We start from the raw sequence: 16,858 nt of genomic DNA, 5'->3' as shown, positions 1-16,858 counted from the left end.
ATGCGGTGACGGAGAAGAGCGGCTCGGGCGGCAGCGACCTGCCGGCCAGCCTGGAGGCGGCCTGGGGGCTGCGGGACCGCCCGGCCAAGGGCCCGAAGCCCGGCCTGAGCCTGGAGCGGATCGTGGCCGCCGCGGTGGGCGTCGCGGCGGCCGACGGACTCGCGGCCGTGTCGATGGGCCGGGTCGCCCAGGAGCTCGGCGCGTCCACGATGTCCCTGTACCGGTACGTCTCCGCCAAGGACGAGCTGTACGTCCTGATGCAGGAGGCGGCCGTCGGTCCGCCGGAGCCCCTGGCCGCCCTGGAGGCGGGTGCGGGCTGGCGGGCGGCGCTCATCGAATGGGCGTCCACGCAGCGCGAGCGCTACCGCGGCCACCTCTGGGCGCTCCGGATCCCCATCGGAGGCCCGCCCGCGACCCCGAACTCGATCGCGTGGTGGGAACAGGGGCTCCAGGCGCTGGGGGACAGCGGACTCGGCGAGGGCGACAAGACCTCGGTGATCCTGCTGGTCTCCAACTTCGTGCGCAGCGAGGCGCTGATGATGAGCGACCTGAAGGCCGCTGTCGCCGCGCGCGGGATCACGCCCGAGGAGTTGGCCGCCTCCCACGAACGCACCCTCAAACGGCTCGTCGACCCCGAGCGGCACCCCGGGATCACCCGGCAGCTGGAGACCGGGGTGATGAGTGAGCCGGACGAGGCGGACTACGAGTTCGACTTCGGCATGGGCGTGCTGCTGGACGGGGTGGAGGCGCTGATCCGCAGGGCGGCCGGTGCCCCCGGCGTCTCCGGCTCCTCCTCCGGCGGCGTCGAATCCGCTTGAGGCCGGGGGCGTACGCTTCATGGTCATGAGCGGAGAGAAGGCCGGGGGCGATCCCGGGAGCGGGGCCGGTGCGCGGGCTCCCGGCCGGGCGCCGGAGCGTCCCCCCGCGCCGGTCGGTCTGCGGGAGCGCAAGAAGCGGCTGACCTATCAGGCGGTCTCCGACGCGGCCATCGCGATGTTCCTGGAACGCGGCTTCGACAAGGTGTCCGTGGCGGAGGTGGCGGCAGCGGCGGACATCTCCAAGCCGACGCTCTTCCGGTACTTCCCCGCCAAGGAGGACCTGGTGCTGCACCGGTTCGCCGACCATGAGGACGAGTCGGCCCGGGTGGTCGCCGAACGGTCGCCCAGTGAGAGCCCGTTGGGTGCCCTGCGTCGCCACTTCCTCGACGGCCTGGACCGGCGCGACCCGGTGACCGGGCTCTGCGACGTACCCGAAGTGCTGAAGTTTCACCGCCTGTTGTACGGAACGCCGTCGCTGGTCGCCCGCATGTACGCCTACCAGGGCCGCTCCGAGGCGGCGCTGGCGCACGTCCTCGGCGGCGGGTTGCCCGGACGGCTCGCGGCCGGGCAGATCGTCGCCGTCCTGCGCATCCTGGCCCTGGAGAACTGGCGGCGGATCGACGCGGGAGAGAGCGCGGACCGGGTCCACGCGTCCGCGGTGCGAGCGGCCGAGCAGGCGTTCGTCCAGCTGCGGACGGGCCTGGAGCCGGGACCGGGGCCGCGTGGTTGAGGGGCGTTCGACGGTCCGCAGGCCGGGCTTCGGCCGGGTCGGTGACAGGTACCGGCCGGTCCGCGGTGGTCAGTCGGCGAGCAGGGCCGCGGTCAGTGCGCGGCGGTGGTCCGCCAGCCAGGTCTGGTGCCGGTCCCACACCGCGCGCCCGCTCTCCTCGTACGCCGCCGAGTACGCCGCGTCCCCCCGTTCCACCCGCCGCTCGACGAACGCCCGGCACACCGCGGTGGCCTGCTCGATCACCCGGGGCAGGGCGGCCCGGTCCGTGCGCCCGAGTCCGTAGCCGTCGGCCAGGACGCGCAGGCGGTGCGACGGGTCGAGGCCGGCGCGGCCCCGCATCGGCGCCCAGTAGCGCGCCGCCATGGCCACGTCCCACACCGGGCGGCCGGGCGCGGCCAGATCGAAGTCGATGAGGGCCGCGGCGCGGCCGTCCCGGAACACCACGTTCTCCAGGCACACGTCGTTGTGGCAGACCACCGCGCCGGGAGCCGCGGCCCCCTCCGGGTCGGCCAGGTCGGCGGGCCAGCGGGCCTGCCGGCCGGTCTCGCGGCCGGACGGGACGGCCGCCGCCGCCTCGTGCATACGCCGGAGCAGCGCCCCCACGGAGCGCAGGGACCCGTCCGTCCAGGCCCAGGGCGGGTGCGGGGCGACGGCGACCTCGCCGGGGACGTACGAGAGCCACTCGCGGCGCCCGGAGGCGGAGACTCCCAGGGGTACGGGAACACCGTCGAACCCCTGCTCCCGGAGGGCTCGGAGATGGGCGTGCAGGAGGGCGGCATGCGGCGGCGCGGGGCGTTCGACGGCGTCACCGTGACGGAGGACGGCTCCCGCGTTGACCAGTCCCCCGGACAGCACCTCCGGGTCCCGGTCAATCGGGCTCAACGCGCTGATGTGTGGGCCGAGTTCCGCACCGGCCCGGTCGTCGGGCCCGACCCCGACCCGACCCCGGGCTCCTGCCGGCCGGCCTCCGCCTGCGAAACGGTCGACCGGCCGCCGGGAGGTCAGAGCGCTGCGAGGCCGACGAGCAGCTCGGCGGCGGGCTTGGGGTGGACGAGCCAGTGCAGATGGCTTCCTTCGAGCGTCCGGACATCGAAGGGGTTGTCGGGTGTGAGCGTGTCCGCCTCGCGGATCATGCGGTCCTGCAAGGCGGGCGGAAGGCTGGCGTCGGAGGCCAGACGCACATAGGTCCTGGGCACCCGGCCCCAGGTCGCGGCCTGGGCCCGGTCGTCGGACGTACCGCCGTCGAGGTTCTCGTCGGGCTGGAAGGTGTTGAGGAAGGTCCGGAACTCGTCATCGGTGAGGTCGGCGGCGAAGGCCTGCTTGAGCACGGCGAGCGCCGTCGGGTCGGCCGTACGGAAGTTGAATCGCAGCAGCCCGAGTTCGGCCGGATCCCCGACGAGCGCGGCGGTGAGGGCTCCCGCGTCGACGTCGGCCATCTCCGGCTGGGCGTAGTAGCCGTCCACGTTCAGATCGACGGGGCACCAGGCGGAGACGTAGACGATGCGGTCGATCAGGTCGGGCCGGGCGTTGGCGGCAGCGGTGGCGGTGATGCCGCCCCTGCTGTGGGCGACGAGGACGGTGGGCCCGTTCCGCCTGGCCCGTTCGAGGACTTCGATCACGCGGGCGGCGTTCTCCGCGAGTGTGACTCCCTTGATGCCTCCCGGTTCCGCGGCGAGGGCGTCGAGATCCTGGGGGGCTTGGTAGGACGCCGGGAACGTCGCCTCGAATCCGTGCCCCGGAAGGTCGACCGCGGCCGAGCGGTGCCCGAGCAGGGCGAGTTCGGCCTGGAGCGGCGCGAGCGAGAACGAACTTGTGAAGGCCCCGTGGACAAGGACGAACGTCGGTTGATTCGGCATACCTCAGCCTCCAACAGAACGATCTTCGGTACAAGGTCCAGGATCGAGACGAGGGGGACGCTGCCCAAACCGACCTGAAGACACTTCATCAAAGCGTTCCACGTCGAAACAGGTCCGGCTGATCCCCCTTACCGGCTCGCACGCGACCGATGCCCGGATCAGCGGGGGCCCCGTGGGACCAGGCCGGCCTCGTACGCGGAGATGGCCGCCTCCACCCGGTTGCGTGCGCCCAGCTTCGCGAGTACCGCGCTGACATGTGCTTTCACGGTGCCCTCCACAAGGTGCAGCCGGCTCGCGATCTCCGCGTTGGACAGGCCCGTCCCGAGTCCGGCCAGCACCTCGCGCTCCCGTTCCGTGAGCCGCTCCAGTGAGCGGTGGGGGTGTGCCGCCCGGTGCGCGCGCATCCGGGCGATGACCCGGCCGGCGACCCGCGGGGACAGGTAGGCCCCGCCGGCTCCCACCGCCCGTACCCCGTTGAGGAGTTCTCTCGGGTCGTCCGCCTTCAGCAGGAAGCCGTCGGCGCCCTCCTCCAGGGCGCGGGTGACGTACTCGTCCTGACCGAAGGTCGTCAGCATGATCACGCCCACCGTCACGGATTCCCGGTGGAGCCGCGCCGCCGCCGTCAGCCCGTCCAGGCCGGGCATCTGGATGTCCAGCAGGACCACGTCCGGCCGGTGCTCGCGGGTGAGCGTGATGGCCTCGTGCCCGTCGCCCGCCTCGGCGACCACCTCGACGTGCGGGTCCCGGGCGAGGATGGCCCGCACCCCCGCCCGGATCATCGCCTCGTCGTCGGCTATCAGCACCCGGACCGGCCGGCTGTCCGGTGTCGTCTCTTCCACGCGGCGAGCCTACGGCCGACGCACCGCCGTGCGAACGGTCGCCTTCGGGGATCACCCCCGGGGCGGGGGACACCCCTGACGAACGGCAGGACGTCGCTGCCGTTCGACCGATGGGCACCGGCGCCGCGGACTCCTAGCGTCGCTCTCGTACAGGAATCGCGGCGTCCCGCTTCCGGGCCGAGTATCACTGCTCCGCTTCCGGGCCGGGCGTCTCCGCTCCGCTTCCGGGCCGGGCACCATGTGCCGGCCGGTGCGCGCCGTCGGCGATTTCCGCGTTCCGTGACCGGCACCGAGGAGCTCTGTGATCACCCTTCGAGAACTGACCAAGCGGTACGGCGGGACCGTCGCCGTGGACGGTCTGACACTGGACGTCAAGGGTGGTCTGGTGACCGGCTTCCTCGGTCCCAACGGCGCCGGCAAATCGACCACGATGCGCATGATTCTCGGCCTGGACCACCCCTCCGAGGGCGAGGCGCTCATCGACGGAAGACCGTACGCCTCGATGCGTCACCCGATCCGCGAGGTCGGCGCGCTTCTCGACGCCAAGGCCCTGCACCCGGCTCGCTCCGCACGCGGCCACCTGGTGGCGCAGGCACGCAGCAACGGCATTCCACTGCGCCGGGTGGACGAGGTGCTGGAGATGGTCGGCCTGGCGAAGGTCGCGCGGCGCTCCGCCGGGGCGTTCTCCCTCGGGATGTACCAGCGGCTGGGCGTGGCGGGCGCGCTGCTCGGCGACCCGCGGGTGCTCATCTTCGACGAGCCGGTCAACGGCCTCGACCCCGACGGTGTCCGCTGGGTGCGTGAGCTCGTGCGGTCCCTGGCCGCGGAGGGCCGGACGGTCTTCCTGTCCAGTCATCTGATGAGCGAGATGCAGCTGACCGCCGACCAACTGGTCGTCATCGGAAGGGGGAAGCTGCTGGCCGACACGTCGATGGCCGACCTGCTGGCCGGCAGCGCGCTGTCGTCGGTGCGGGTGCGCACCCCCGACGAGGCGGACCTGCGCACGCTGATCGGGCATCTCCTGAAGGACGGCGACGTGAACGTGGAGACGCCCGCGGCCGATGAGCTCGTCGTGAAGGGCCGCAGTGCCGAGCAGGTGGGTGACCTGGCCCACCACCTGGGACTGCGGCTGCACGAACTGCGGACCGTCTCCGCCTCGCTGGAACAGGTCTATATGGAACTGACCGCGCGAAGCGTGGAGTACGAAACGGGCGACCCGGTGCCCGGCGACCCGGCGTCCGGCGACCCGGTGCCCGGCGGCACGGGTACCGCGCAGACGCGGGGAGGGGGAGCATGAGCACCGTACCGGCCGAGGTGAGCGAAGGCCCCCGTGGCCGCGTGGTCTCCGGGCACACCGGTGGCGGATTCGTCGGCGCGTTCACCGCGGAGTGGACCAAACTGTGGACCATCCGCACGCCGTACGTCTGCCTGCTCGCCGGCCTCGTCGTGACCGCGGTCTTCACCTTCTACTACGGGTCGATCGCCCGGATCAACGACAAACCGATCCAGCCGGTCGGCAACGCCTCGGTGTCCTCGGTCGTCCTCACCCAGTTCGCCCTGGTGGTTCTGGCGATGACGACGGTGACGAGCGAATACTCCACGAGCAGCGTGCGCACCTCGCTGCTGTGGGTGCCGGTCAGGCCGCGCGTGCAGCTGGCCAAGGCGCTGCTGAGCGCCCTGGTGGGTTTCGTCACCGCGGTGGTGTGGGCGGTGCTGGGTACTGCGATGGCCTGGGGCCCCTTCCAGGGGCACGCCGACTTCGAGCTGTCGAAGGTGGCGTACCAGACCGTCGCCATGGGCGGGTACTCCGCGCTCATCTGCGTGCTGACGGTAGGGGTGTCGTTCGCCCTGCGGACGGCAGCCGGCACCGTGGCCGTGATCTTCTTCGTGGTGTCCGCCCTGCCCGGCATGCTGGTCGGACTGGGCGGTCCGGTGCTGCTGGCCATCAACGAGTACATGCCGCAGACCGTGGGGGGATATTTCATGCTGGGTGATGGGAAAGCCCCGTTCCCGGACGCCGTGAGTCTGCTGATCCTGCTGGTGTGGGCCGCCGCCGCCCAGGTGGCCGGACTTCTCGTGCTGCGACGTCGGGACGCCTGAACAGCGACGGAACCGCCCCGGAGCATCGCACCGGGCCCGCCCGCCCGGCGGGTGTCCGGGCCCGCCCCGGAGAATCGGCCCTGACAGGTGAGGACATCCAGCGGAAGGACGGCCGAAGCACCGTGCCGCACACGCGTACCACCTCAGCCAGGTCCGCGCGCGGCGACGCGGCTCTGTGGGCCGTGCTCGCCGCCGCCACCGGCTACGGATACCGGGACGCGGGCACGGCCTCCTTGACGCTGGACCTGTTCCTCCCCCTGGCCGTCCTGGCGGTGGCCGTGCCGTGGTCCCGCCGCCGCCCGGGAGCCGCGGTCGTACTGGTCAACGGGTTGTGCGTGGTGGGCCTGGCCGACACCGCGACTCCCGGCAACGCCCACGTCCTGTCGCTGGCCGCCCTGAGCTGTCTGCTCGGCGCCCGGGTCGCCGCGGCAGGGCGCCCGCTCCTGCTGCTCGCCGGGTGCGCCGCGGTCGATCTCGCGACCTGCGCCGTGCTGCGGGCGCAGCCCGTGTGGTGGTTCTACGCGCTGACCGTCCTGCCCGCGGCTCTGCTGCTGCCCTGGCTGGCGGGGCGGCACTGGCGTGGCCGGCGCCAACTGGTGCGGGAGGGCTGGCGGCTGGCCCGCGGCCTGGAAGAGCGGCAGCATCTGGTCGCGGAGCGGGCGCGGCTGACCGAACGGGCGCAGATCGCGGCCGACACGCACGATTCCCTCGGCCACGCCCTGAGTCTCGTCGCCCTGCGCGCCGGGGCTCTGGAACTCTCGCCCGACCTCACCGACCGCGACCGTGCCGACCTCGCCGATCTGCGCGGGACGATCGCGGACGCGGTGGAGCAACTGCGGGAGACCGTCGCGATCCTTCAGGACCCGCCCGGCAGGGACACGGGTGCGGGCCTGCCGGTCAACGACACCGTCGAGGACCTCCTCTCACGGGCGGTCGCCTCCGGAGTGCCGGTGCGCTGGGAGCGGCGCGGGGAGCCGCCTCCCCTGTCCTGCCTGGTCGAGCGCGGGATGTACCGGGTGGTGCAGGAGGCCCTCACCAACGCGACGAAGCACGCGCCGGACTGTCCGATCAGCGTGCGGATCACCCACGAGCCCGACCGTACCCGGGTGAGCGTCATGAACGCCGTCCCGTCGGCCGGCGGACCGGCGCACGCGAGCGCGGGCCCGGCAGGCGGCGTCGGCCGGGGGCTGACCGGACTTCAGGAGCGCGTGACGGTCCTCGGCGGCTCCTTGCGGACCGGGCCCGACGAGGACGGGTTCAAGGTCACCGCCGTCCTCCCCCACCAGGCACCCTCCCGTACCGGGACGCCCGCGCCGGGACCGGTGCCGGCGCGTACCGGGACGCCTGCGCCGGTGCCGGCGCCCGGAACCCCGGTCGGGGCCCGAGGGCCCGCGGCGCCGTCCGAGACCGCTCCCCAACAGGCCCCGGGCACGGTCCTGTTCACAGCCCAGGCCCCCGTCCCGGCCCCGGGCACGGTCCTTCCGGAGTCCGCCGAGCGGCTCGCCTCCGTACGGAGTGATGCCCGTCGCCGCTCGGCCGTCGCCTTCGTAGCACCTGCCGTCGCGGCCGTCTTCTTCGTGCCGTCCGCCGTCTACCTGGCGTGGCAGCTGACGACGAGCGTGCTCCCGCCCTCCCGGTTCGACGAGTTGACCATCGGCCGGCCGCGCGCCGAACTCGCCCCTCTGCTGCCGGCCCGCGCCTATCCCTACCCGTCCGACCGGGCCCGTTCCGCATCCCGGCCGCCCGGCGCCCGCTGCGAGTTCTACCGGTCCGGCCGCGACCTGCTGGACGAAGTCGACCTCTACCGGCTCTGCTGGTCCGGCAACAGGCTGCTGACCAAGGACACCGTGCCCGCAAGCCGCCCCTGACGCCCGTACGGTCCGTGGGGAGATCAGCACCGCTGATGCCCCTATCAGCCGATGAGCGCCTCGGTGATCTGCCGGGTGGTCTGCGCGGCGACCCGGGGGTTGACGGCGGCGTAGGTGGTGTAGGCGTTGAGGCCGGTGGCCATGGCCCAGCCGCGGCCTCGCAACCAGGTGGCGTCGTCCACGCCGAGCGTGTCACGGAAGGAGGCTCGGCTGCCGGCCGTCATCAGGGTGAAGGCGATCATCAGGTCGCAAGCCGGGTCACCGATACCGAGCCCGCCGAAGTCGATGACGGCGCTGAGATGGCCGTGGAGGGTCAGCAGGTTGCCCGTGTGGAAGTCGCCGTGGAAACACACCGGAGGGCCATCCCATCCGGGGGCGCTCATGGCCGCATCCCACAGCCTGGTCATCGCCGTGGCGTCGAAGACGCCATCGACCTCAGCGATGGCGACCCGCGTCGCGTGGTCTCGGTCGGACAGCGACCAACCGGTGAGGTGTTCGCGGGCGGCCCTGGGCGTGTTCTCGGGCGCGAACCGCTGAAGAGCGGCCAGGAAGTGCGCCAGTTCGACGGCGGTCCTGGTGGAGTCGGCCAGTGCGTCGACGGTCGCCACTTCGCCTTCGAGCCATCGGGACACCGCCCACGGCCACGGATAGCCGAAGTCGGGTTCCCCCACCCCTACCGGTACCGGAATGGTCAGCGGGAGGTGTGGGGCGAGCCGGGGCAGCCACCGGAACTCCTTCCTGGCCTGACCGATGGCCCCGGCATGGCGGGGCAGCCGGACGGCCAGCCCGTCGCCGAGCCGGTAGATCACATGGTCGGAGCCGGCCGGGTCGAGCAGTTTCAGAGGCAGTCCCGCCCACTGCGGGAACTGGGTGTCGATCAGGCGCCTGACGAGTGCGGCATCGATCTCGGGTCGGATGTCCGCGGTTCTCGCGGTTGCCAAGACAGCTCCTGCGGTCGGTCCACTCCGTGCGGCGGACGGTAGGGGCCATCACAGTGTGTCGCGGTTCTGCCTGTCGACCGATTTACCGCCATGCGCGGCTACTCGTCGGAGGACGGTCGGCTCCGCGGATCGAACGGGACCTGGCCGGTTCACCTCGCAGGTCCGGCGGGAAACCGCGGATGTGCGGATGTAGCGGGAACGGACACCCGTACGGAGTGAGCACCGTGGCCGACCGGGTGGTACACGACACTTTTGCAAGCATGTGCTTGCAAAAGTTAGCGGAGGTGTTGCACCATCGAGTCATGGCATCACTCAACGTCGGCAATCTCGGTGATTACCTGCGGGAGCAGCGTCGTGCGGCGCAGCTCTCGCTGCGGCAGCTCGCCGATGCGACCGGGGTGTCGAACCCGTATCTCAGCCAGATCGAGCGCGGTCTGCGCAAGCCCAGCGCGGACGTCCTCCAGCAGGTCGCCAAGGCGCTGCGGATCTCGGCCGAGACCCTGTACGTACGTGCGGGGATCCTCGACGAGCGGGAGCGGGAGGAGCTGGAGACGCGGGCGGTCATTCTGGCCGATCCGTCGATCAACGAGCGGCAGAAGAACGTGTTGCTGCAGATCTACGACTCCTTCCGCCGCGAGAACGGATTCGTCCCCGGGCCCGATGCGGACGGGAAAGCGGACGCTGACGCCGCCGCGGACGCCGACGCCGGGCCCCGTAACGGCGACGGCGCCGGCGCGGACGCCACCGAAGACCAAGACCCTCAACACCCTCAACACCCTCACAGCTGAACAGCTGGTTCTGATGATCCGGGAGGACCACAGTCATGGCCATCACCGATGACCTGCGCAAGACCCTCACCGACCCGACCCCCCTCTACTTCGCCGCCGGCACGGCCGACCTGGCCGTGCGGCAGGCGCGCAAGGTTCCGGCGCTGATCGAGCAGCTGCGGGCCGAGGCGCCCGAGCGGATCGACGCCGTGCGCAACACCGACCCCAAGGCCGTGCAGGAGAAGGTGACCACGCAGGCCAAGGAGGCCCAGGCCACCGTGCAGGCGAAGGTCACCGAGGTGTTCGGTTCGCTCGACGCCGCCGACCTGAAGAAGCTGGGCGAGAACGCGCAGGACCTGGCGCTCCGCGGGGTGGGTGTGGCCGCCGAGTACGCGATCAGGGCCCGGGAGACGTACGAGAAGGTCGCCGAGCACGGTGAGCAGACCGTACGGACCTGGCGCGGGGAGACGGCCGAGGAGATCGTCGAGATCGCCGCCGTCGTCGAGGCCAAGCCCAAGGCCGCGCCCAAGCCCAAGGCCGCGCCCACCACGACGAAGGCCGCGCCCGCCGCCAAGCCCGCCACGGCGCGGCCCGCGGCGACGAAGGCCGCGCCGGTGAAGCCCGCCGAGGCCAAGCCCGCCGTCCCGGTGAAGCCCGCCGAGGCCAAGGCCGCGCCCGCCAAGAAGACGCCGGCGCCGCGCAAGCCCACGGCCAGGAAGACCCCGCCGCCCGCCGACAAGTGACCCCATGGGTCCTTCCGGTACGCGGCAAGCGGGACGCGTGACCGGGGCGCGGGGCGGGCACCTTTACGGGTGGCCTGCTCGTTGTCCCGGTACCTTGGCCCTTCCGGCCGCAGGGCGCTCATCCACTCACTAGGCGGTACACACCATGTTGCTCTCAGCGTTCGGCTCACTCCTCCAGCTGCTCTATCTGGCGATGCTGGTGCTGGCCGTGGTCGCGTTCGTCTTCGCGGCGACCGCCCGTGAGGACGCCTACCGTGCCGCCGACAAGAAGAAGAAGTCCTTCTGGCTGGTGATCCTCGGTGTCGCCGTCGCCGTGAACCTGCTGATCCCGATGCTGTTCCTGCAGCTCGCGGGCGTCGTCGCGTCGATCGTGTTCATGGTCGACGTGCGTCCCGCGCTCAAGGAGGTCTCGGGCGGCGGCGGTGGCCGCAGCGGCGGCTCCAGCAGCGACGGTCCGTACGGTCCCTACAACGGCGGGCGCTGAACCCTCGCCGCCCAGGCGGGCGGGGACGGCGGCCGGTCGACGGGCACGGGGCGGGAGCGCGGTGCGCTGCCGCCCCGTCGTCGTATCCACTCCGGATCGCGGCCCAGCAGCAGGACCGCCACATCGTCGGTCAGCTCGCCGCCGTTCAGCTCCCGCACCTCGGTGACCGCCGCCTCCAGCAGCTCCTCGCCCGTCAGACCCTCTTCGAGCCGGCTGTTGACCATCGCGACCATGCCGTCCTGGCCGAGCCGCTCGCTGCCGCCGTTCCCCACGCGCCCCTCGATGAGCCCGTCCGTGTACATCATCAGGCTCCAGGCGCCGCCCAGCTCGACCTGGCGGCGGGGCCACCGGGCCCGCGGCAGCAGCCCCAGGGCCGGGCCGCCGTTCTCGTACGGGAGCAGTCGGGCGGGCAGGCCGTGGCGGGCGAGCAGCGGTGCGGGATGCCCGGCCAGGCAGAGCCCGGCCCGTCGCCCGTCGGGTGCGATGTCCACGGTGCAGAGCGTCGCGAAGATCTCCTCGCTCTGCCGCTCGTGCTCCAGCACCTGCTGGAGCGTGGAGAGCAGCTCGTCCCCGCACAGCCCGGCCAGGGTCAGCGCTCGCCAGGCGATCCGCAGCTCGACACCGAGCGCGGCCTCGTCCGGGCCGTGTCCGCAGACATCGCCGATCATCGCGTGCACCGTGCCGTCCGGGGTGCGGACGACATCGTAGAAGTCGCCGCCGAGGAGGGCACGGCTGCGGCCGGGGCGGTAGCGGGCGGCGAAGCTCAGACCGGAGCCGTCCAGCAGCGGGGTGGGAAGCAGGCCGCGTTCCAGGCGGGCGTTCTCCTGGGCGCGCAGCCGGGACTCGGTCAGCTGGTGCTGGGCGATGTCGGCGCGCTTGCGCTCCACGGCGTACCGGATGGCGCGGCTCAGGACGCGCGCGTCCAGCTCACCCCGGAAGAGGTAGTCCTGCGCCCCGACCCGGACCGCCTCGGCCGCCAGCTCCGTGTCGTCCTGCGCGGTCAGTGCGAGGACCGCGTGCAGTGGCGCTATGCGGAGTACGTGGGTGAGGGCCGCCAGCTCGCCGGCCCGCTCGGAGACGGGCTCGGGCCGCGGTCCGCTGCCGGAGGGCCCGGTTCCGGCGGTCCCGGCGTCCGTGGTGGGCGTGCCGGGGCCGGAGCCGCCGCCCGTGAGGGGCAGCGCCAGGTCCAGCAGGATGCAGTCGACGTCGTCGGTGAGCAGTCGCGCGGCCTCGGTGAGGTTGCGGGCGGTACGGATGCGGACCCGGGTCCCGGCCGCTGCCGAGAGTTCGGGGACGGTGATGGTGGTGCCCGCCGGGTCGTCCTCGATCACCAGCAGGGTGAGTCCGCCGTGCGAAGTCTCCGCAGCGGGAACGGATCGCTGCCGCGGTACGGGTACGGGCATCGGTTCGGGTTTCCTTCCCTCCCCCCGAGGGTGCGGCGGGTCGACGATCGACGATCCGCCAGTCGGGGACGATAGCGGTCCGCGGTGGGGGAACGGAATGGCGCACGGTGACCGGCCCCCGTCGAACGCGCCGCCATAAGCCGCGTCCCGACACGGATCCGGCGCGCTGGGCCGCCAGAACGGCGGAGAAGCGTGCATGACAAACATCACGCGCCCGTGGGCGGTGGCGTGGCGCCGCTCACGTGGCCCCGCTCACGGCCTCGCGAGGGCCGCGTCCCCGCCCGGGGCGCCCCGGTCCCGCGTCAGGGAGCCGGCCCTCCACGGCCGGACGGCGGCGGCCGGTCCCGTGTGTGCGCCCGGCCCTCCGAGGGCCGGACGTCGGCGGTCGGTCGCCGGTCCCGCGTACCTGGCCGGTCGGTCCTACCTGTCCGGGCGGACCACGCCGAGGATCTTCATCGAGCCCGCGCCCGCCAGCGTGACGTTGCGGCCGGGGCGCGGGGAGTGGACGATCTCGCCGTCGCCGACGTACATCCCGACGTGGCTGGCGTCGGCGTGGTAGATGATCAGGTCACCGGGGCGCATGTCCCGGATGTCGATACGCGGCAGCAGCCGCCACTGCTCCTGCGAGGTGCGCGGGATCGGACGCTTCGCCGCCAGCCAGGCCTGCGAGGTCAGCCCGGAGCAGTCGTACGAACCGGGGCCTTCGGCTCCCCAGGCGTACGGCTTGCCTATCTGCGCCGTCGCGAAGGCCACCGCCGCCGCTCCGCCCTCGCTCGCCTCGCCGCTGACGTCCTTGACGGCGCCGGTGGAGAGCCAGGCGTTCTGCGCCCTGTCCGCGGCGTCCCGCTCCAGTTGGCGGAGCCGGTCGCGCTCCTTCCCGACCAGCTGCGATTCGAGCTTCTCCGCCGCCTTGATCCGGCCGTTGATCTTCTTCTTGGCCTTGGCCTGCTGGACCCGGATCGTCTCCAGCTTCTCCCAGTTCGCGCTGGCGTCCTGGGTGTACGTCTCCAGGTCCTCCTGCGTCTGGGTCAGGTCGGTCAGGAGCGACTTGGAGGCCTGCTGGCTCTGGCGCACGTTGTTGAGCCCGTCCAGGAACAGCTTCGGGTCGTTGCTCAGGGCCAGCTGCGCACCGGGCGGCAGGCCGCCGTTGCGGTACTGCTCGCGGGCCTGGGCCCCGGCCCGGTCCTTCAGGGCGGCGATGCGCGCCTGGCCGTCGACGATCGCCTTGGCCAGCTGCACGATCTCGCCGGACTGCTTCTTCGTCTGCTCCTCGGCGAGGTTGTACGCGTCCGTCGCCGCGCCCGCCTTCCGGTACAGCGTGTCGATCTGCTCGCGGACCTTTTCGAGGTCCGCGTTGGAGTAGCGGGACGGCGAGCCGCCGGGGGAGGAGGACGGGGAGGGCGAGGGCTCCGGAACCGGGGCGGCCATGGCCTGGCCCGTGGACGTCAGCAGGGCCAGCGCACAGACCAGCGTGATGGCGGCAGTGGCGCGGTGGCGTCGGTTCACGAGCTCCCCCTCCGGGTGATTACTCCGGGCCCGCCTCCGGACGAAGGCGACAAAGATGATGAAGGTGATGAGTGCGGCGAATGCAATAAACCCTAGTGAATGCGGTGGGTGCAGTGCATGCGAGAAAAGCAAGAGAAGTCAGGAACCCCACATCTGACTTACCGTCAGTAACTTTTCGGCAACGTCGCGATCGTGCCATGTCGTCCCGTAAAGCAACAGGGGCCGACGGTACCCGACGCGTCACATACCGCCCCCGCAGGGCTGCTTCGTCATGATTCCCCCCGGCCTGCCCGGCTCGCGCACCTCTTCGACCTGCGCCGTCTCCCCTCACTGGGACGAACGGTGCCCCTGCGGCGTTCCAGGGGCGGAGGAATTCTGCCCTTCCGGGCAAGGGTTCAGTGACTGTCGGGCCGCAGCGCGTCCCACGGCACGGTGATCTCGCCCTGCCGCCACCGCCGTACCCCGTCCGTCACCGGCCAGTCGGCCGATACCGCCCGCACCGCCGCGATCCAGCGCTGCCGCGCGCCGAGCGAGGCGTACGGGGAGGCCGTCGCCCAGGCCCGGTCGAAGTCCCGCAGGAACGAGTGGACCGGCTCCCCCGGCACGTTGTGGTGGATCAGTGCCTTCGGCAGCCGTTCCGCGAGGTCCGAGGGGCGCCCCAGCGAGCCGAGCCGGGTCGCGAAGGTGACCGTGCGCGGCCCCTTCGGCCCCAGCGCCACCCAGACGTGCCGGCGCCCGATCTCGTCGCAGGTCCCCTCGACCAGGAGGCCGTCCGGGGCGAGCCGGGAGCACAGCCGCCCCCAGACCTCGGCGACCTGGTCCTCGTCGTACTGGCGCAGTACGTTCGCCGCCCGGATGAGCAGGGGGCGGACGTCCAGGGGGACCTCGAAGCCGCCGTGGACGAAGGTGAGGCCCTCGCGGGCGTACGGCTGCGCGGCGGCGACCCGCTCCGGGTCGATCTCGATGCCCGCCACCACGGTGCGCGGCTCGGCGGTGCGCAGGCGGTCCAACAGCTCGACCGCGGTCCAGGGAGCCGCCCCGTAACCGAGGTCGACGGCGACCGGCGTCCCGGAGCGGCGCAGGGCGGGGCCGTGCGCGTCGGCGATCCAGCGGTCCATGCGGCGCAGCCGGTTCGGGTTGGTGGTCCCGCGGGTGGCGGTGCCGATGGGGCGCTGACGCATGGGTCGAGCGTATGCGACGGGGCGGGGCGCGGTGGCTGCCCGGACATCCCGCCGTCGTTGTGCGACGCGCCGTCCGGCAACGTAATGATTTGGCAAAGCGGAAATGAACGACGGGATTCCACTGTTCTCGCCCTTCGGAGGGGCTCCGTGCCCTCCGGTCAGCATGCCCCGATCGAGGAGGACCGACGAGGTGAGCCAGTACGTCTCCCGGCTCGGCTCCACCCGCACGGCCGCGCGTCTCAGGTTTCCCGGTGGTTTCTCCGGAGCCTCCCGCAAGCCACGCCGGATCGCGATGCTCTCCGTGCACACGTCCCCGCTCCACCAGCCCGGCACGGGCGACGCGGGCGGGATGAACGTCTACATCGTCGAACTGGCCAAGCGCCTCGCCGCGATCAACATCGAGGTCGAGATATTCACCCGGGCCACCACCGGCTCGCTGGCTCCCGCGGTCGAGCTGGCGCCCGGGGTCCTGGTCCGGCACATCGACGCCGGCCCGTACGAAGGTCTCGCCAAGGAGGAGCTGCCCGCCCAGCTCTGCGCCTTCACGCACGGCGTGATGCAGGCCTGGGCCGGTCAGCGCCCCGGTTACTACGACCTCGTGCACTCCCACTACTGGCTCTCCGGTCAGGTCGGCTGGCTCGCCGCCCAGCGCTGGGGCGTCCCACTCGTGCACGCCATGCACACCATGGCCAAGGTCAAGAACGCCGCGCTCGCCGAGGGCGACACCCCCGAGCCGGCCGCCCGGGTCATCGGCGAGACCCAGATCGTGAACGCCTCCGACCGGCTGATCGCCAACACCGCCGAGGAGGCCGACGAGCTCGTCCGCTTCTACGACGCCGACCCCGCCGCGGTCGCCGTCGTGCACCCCGGCGTCAACCTGGACCGCTTCCGCCCCTTCCCCAAGGACTCCGACAAGCTCCGTCCGGAGGGCGCCCCATCCGCCCGCGCCGCCGCGCGGGCCCGGCTCGGCCTGCCGCAGGACGCGCTGATCCCGCTCTTCGCGGGCCGCATCCAGCCGCTGAAGGCCCCGGACGTGCTGCTGCGCGCCGTGGCGGTGCTCCTGGACCGGGACCCGTCCCTGCGGTCCCGCATCGTCGTGCCGGTGGTCGGCGGCCCGAGCGGCAGCGGACTCGCCAAGCCCGAAGGGCTGCAGAAGCTGGCCGCCCGCCTCGGCATCGCCGACGTCGTACGGTTCCATCCGCCGGTGGGCCAGGACCGGCTCGCCGACTGGTTCCGCGCCGCGTCGGTGCTGGTCATGCCGTCGTACAGCGAGTCCTTCGGGCTGGTCGCCATCGAGGCGCAGGCGACCGGCACCCCGGTGGTCGCCGCGGCCGTGGGCGGGCTGCCGGTGGCGGTGCGCGACGGGGTCGGCGGCTTCCTGGTGCAGGGGCACGAGCCGGAGGCTTACGCCCGCGTGCTCGGGCGGTTCGCGGACGCGCCGGAGCTGGTCGAGCGCATGGGGGCGGCCGCCGCGGCGCACGCCCAGTCCTTCGGCTGGGACACGGCCGCCTCGGCGACCGCCGACGTGTACACGGCCGCGCTCTGCGACCACCGCCGCCGGGCCCGGGCGCACCACGGCTGAGGCCGCCGCGCGCGGGGCGGGCACCGCTGGTCCCGTGCCG

The 16,858-nt window shown here is 72.5% G+C and carries 16 protein-coding genes; 9 read left to right on the top strand and 7 right to left on the bottom strand.

Features of this window, described 5'->3' with window-relative positions; genetic code table 11:
- Positions 1-5 precede the first annotated feature (5 nt).
- Together ACZ60Q_RS26220 and ACZ60Q_RS26215 are read left to right on the top strand one after the other, a co-directional pair.
- Positions 6-818, top strand: coding sequence for a TetR/AcrR family transcriptional regulator (locus ACZ60Q_RS26220; protein ID WP_469639331.1), 813 nt, complete (start codon positions 6-8; stop codon positions 816-818).
- 19 nt (positions 819-837) lie between these two features.
- Entirely contained in the window at positions 838-1,548 is a 711-nt protein-coding gene (locus tag ACZ60Q_RS26215) for a TetR family transcriptional regulator (RefSeq protein WP_469639328.1), read from the top strand.
- Positions 1,549-1,617: 69 nt separating this feature from the next.
- On the opposite strand, the gene ACZ60Q_RS26210 is transcribed toward ACZ60Q_RS26215, so the two are convergent.
- The 3 genes from ACZ60Q_RS26210 to ACZ60Q_RS26200 all read right to left on the bottom strand — a co-directional run bounded on the left by ACZ60Q_RS26210 (position 1,618) and on the right by ACZ60Q_RS26200 (position 4,207).
- Positions 1,618-2,430 (bottom strand): phosphotransferase, encoded by an 813-nt coding sequence (locus ACZ60Q_RS26210; protein ID WP_469639325.1) that lies wholly within the window; start codon positions 2,428-2,430, stop codon positions 1,618-1,620.
- A 119-nt stretch (positions 2,431-2,549) separates the two neighbouring features.
- On the bottom strand, positions 2,550-3,404 hold the full coding sequence (locus ACZ60Q_RS26205) for an alpha/beta fold hydrolase (protein WP_469639322.1): 855 nt from the start codon (positions 3,402-3,404) through the stop codon (positions 2,550-2,552).
- 158 nt (positions 3,405-3,562) lie between these two features.
- Positions 3,563-4,207, bottom strand: coding sequence for a response regulator (locus tag ACZ60Q_RS26200; protein WP_469639576.1), 645 nt, complete (start codon positions 4,205-4,207; stop codon positions 3,563-3,565).
- 337 nt (positions 4,208-4,544) lie between these two features.
- Between ACZ60Q_RS26200 and ACZ60Q_RS26195 the strand changes: the two genes are divergently transcribed.
- The 3 genes from ACZ60Q_RS26195 to ACZ60Q_RS26185 all read left to right on the top strand — a co-directional run bounded on the left by ACZ60Q_RS26195 (position 4,545) and on the right by ACZ60Q_RS26185 (position 8,211).
- On the top strand, positions 4,545-5,540 hold the full coding sequence (locus tag ACZ60Q_RS26195) for an ABC transporter ATP-binding protein (RefSeq protein ID WP_469639319.1): 996 nt from the start codon (positions 4,545-4,547) through the stop codon (positions 5,538-5,540).
- Positions 5,537-6,343, top strand: a complete 807-nt coding sequence (locus tag ACZ60Q_RS26190) for an ABC transporter permease (protein ID WP_469639316.1) — start codon at positions 5,537-5,539, stop codon at positions 6,341-6,343. The genes ACZ60Q_RS26195 and ACZ60Q_RS26190 overlap by 4 nt, the downstream gene beginning before the upstream one ends.
- A 122-nt stretch (positions 6,344-6,465) precedes the next feature.
- A complete protein-coding gene (locus ACZ60Q_RS26185) occupies positions 6,466-8,211 on the top strand; it encodes a histidine kinase (RefSeq protein ID WP_469639313.1) in 1,746 nt (581 codons plus the stop codon).
- Between the two features lie 44 nt (positions 8,212-8,255).
- On the opposite strand, the gene ACZ60Q_RS26180 is transcribed toward ACZ60Q_RS26185, so the two are convergent.
- A complete protein-coding gene (locus ACZ60Q_RS26180; RefSeq protein WP_469639310.1) occupies positions 8,256-9,152 on the bottom strand; it encodes an aminoglycoside phosphotransferase family protein in 897 nt (298 codons plus the stop codon).
- Between the two features lie 302 nt (positions 9,153-9,454).
- Here ACZ60Q_RS26180 and ACZ60Q_RS26175 point away from each other — a divergent pair, with 302 nt between their 5' ends.
- The 3 genes from ACZ60Q_RS26175 (at position 9,455) to ACZ60Q_RS26165 (ending at position 11,146) form a co-directional block, all read left to right on the top strand.
- Positions 9,455-9,940 (top strand): helix-turn-helix domain-containing protein, encoded by a 486-nt coding sequence (locus ACZ60Q_RS26175; RefSeq protein ID WP_469639307.1) that lies wholly within the window; start codon positions 9,455-9,457, stop codon positions 9,938-9,940.
- A gap of 35 nt (positions 9,941-9,975) precedes the next feature.
- Entirely contained in the window at positions 9,976-10,662 is a 687-nt protein-coding gene (locus ACZ60Q_RS26170; protein ID WP_469639304.1) for a hypothetical protein, read from the top strand.
- A 145-nt stretch (positions 10,663-10,807) separates the two neighbouring features.
- Entirely contained in the window at positions 10,808-11,146 is a 339-nt protein-coding gene (locus ACZ60Q_RS26165) for a DUF2516 family protein (protein ID WP_469639301.1), read from the top strand.
- Here ACZ60Q_RS26165 and ACZ60Q_RS26160 read toward each other — a convergent pair.
- The 3 genes from ACZ60Q_RS26160 to ACZ60Q_RS26150 all read right to left on the bottom strand — a co-directional run bounded on the left by ACZ60Q_RS26160 (position 11,128) and on the right by ACZ60Q_RS26150 (position 15,236).
- Entirely contained in the window at positions 11,128-12,549 is a 1,422-nt protein-coding gene (locus ACZ60Q_RS26160) for a PP2C family protein-serine/threonine phosphatase (RefSeq protein ID WP_469639298.1), read from the bottom strand. The genes ACZ60Q_RS26165 and ACZ60Q_RS26160 overlap by 19 nt on opposite strands.
- Before the next feature lie 420 nt (positions 12,550-12,969).
- Entirely contained in the window at positions 12,970-14,055 is a 1,086-nt protein-coding gene (locus tag ACZ60Q_RS26155; protein ID WP_469639295.1) for a C40 family peptidase, read from the bottom strand.
- A 395-nt stretch (positions 14,056-14,450) separates the two neighbouring features.
- The gene (locus ACZ60Q_RS26150) at positions 14,451-15,236 is read right to left on the bottom strand and encodes a methyltransferase domain-containing protein (protein WP_469639293.1); all 786 of its coding nucleotides are present in this window, start codon (positions 15,234-15,236) and stop codon (positions 14,451-14,453) included.
- A 190-nt stretch (positions 15,237-15,426) separates the two neighbouring features.
- On the opposite strand from ACZ60Q_RS26150, the gene mshA reads away from it, so the two are divergent.
- A complete protein-coding gene (gene mshA, locus ACZ60Q_RS26145; RefSeq protein WP_469639290.1) occupies positions 15,427-16,818 on the top strand; it encodes a D-inositol-3-phosphate glycosyltransferase in 1,392 nt (463 codons plus the stop codon).
- The last annotated feature ends 40 nt before the right edge of the window (positions 16,819-16,858 follow it).

Source organism: Streptomyces sp. NPDC104313 (assembly GCF_055583985.1).
The sequence above is the reverse complement of the archived record's forward strand: the minus strand, read 5'-3'. Positions and strand labels throughout refer to the sequence as shown.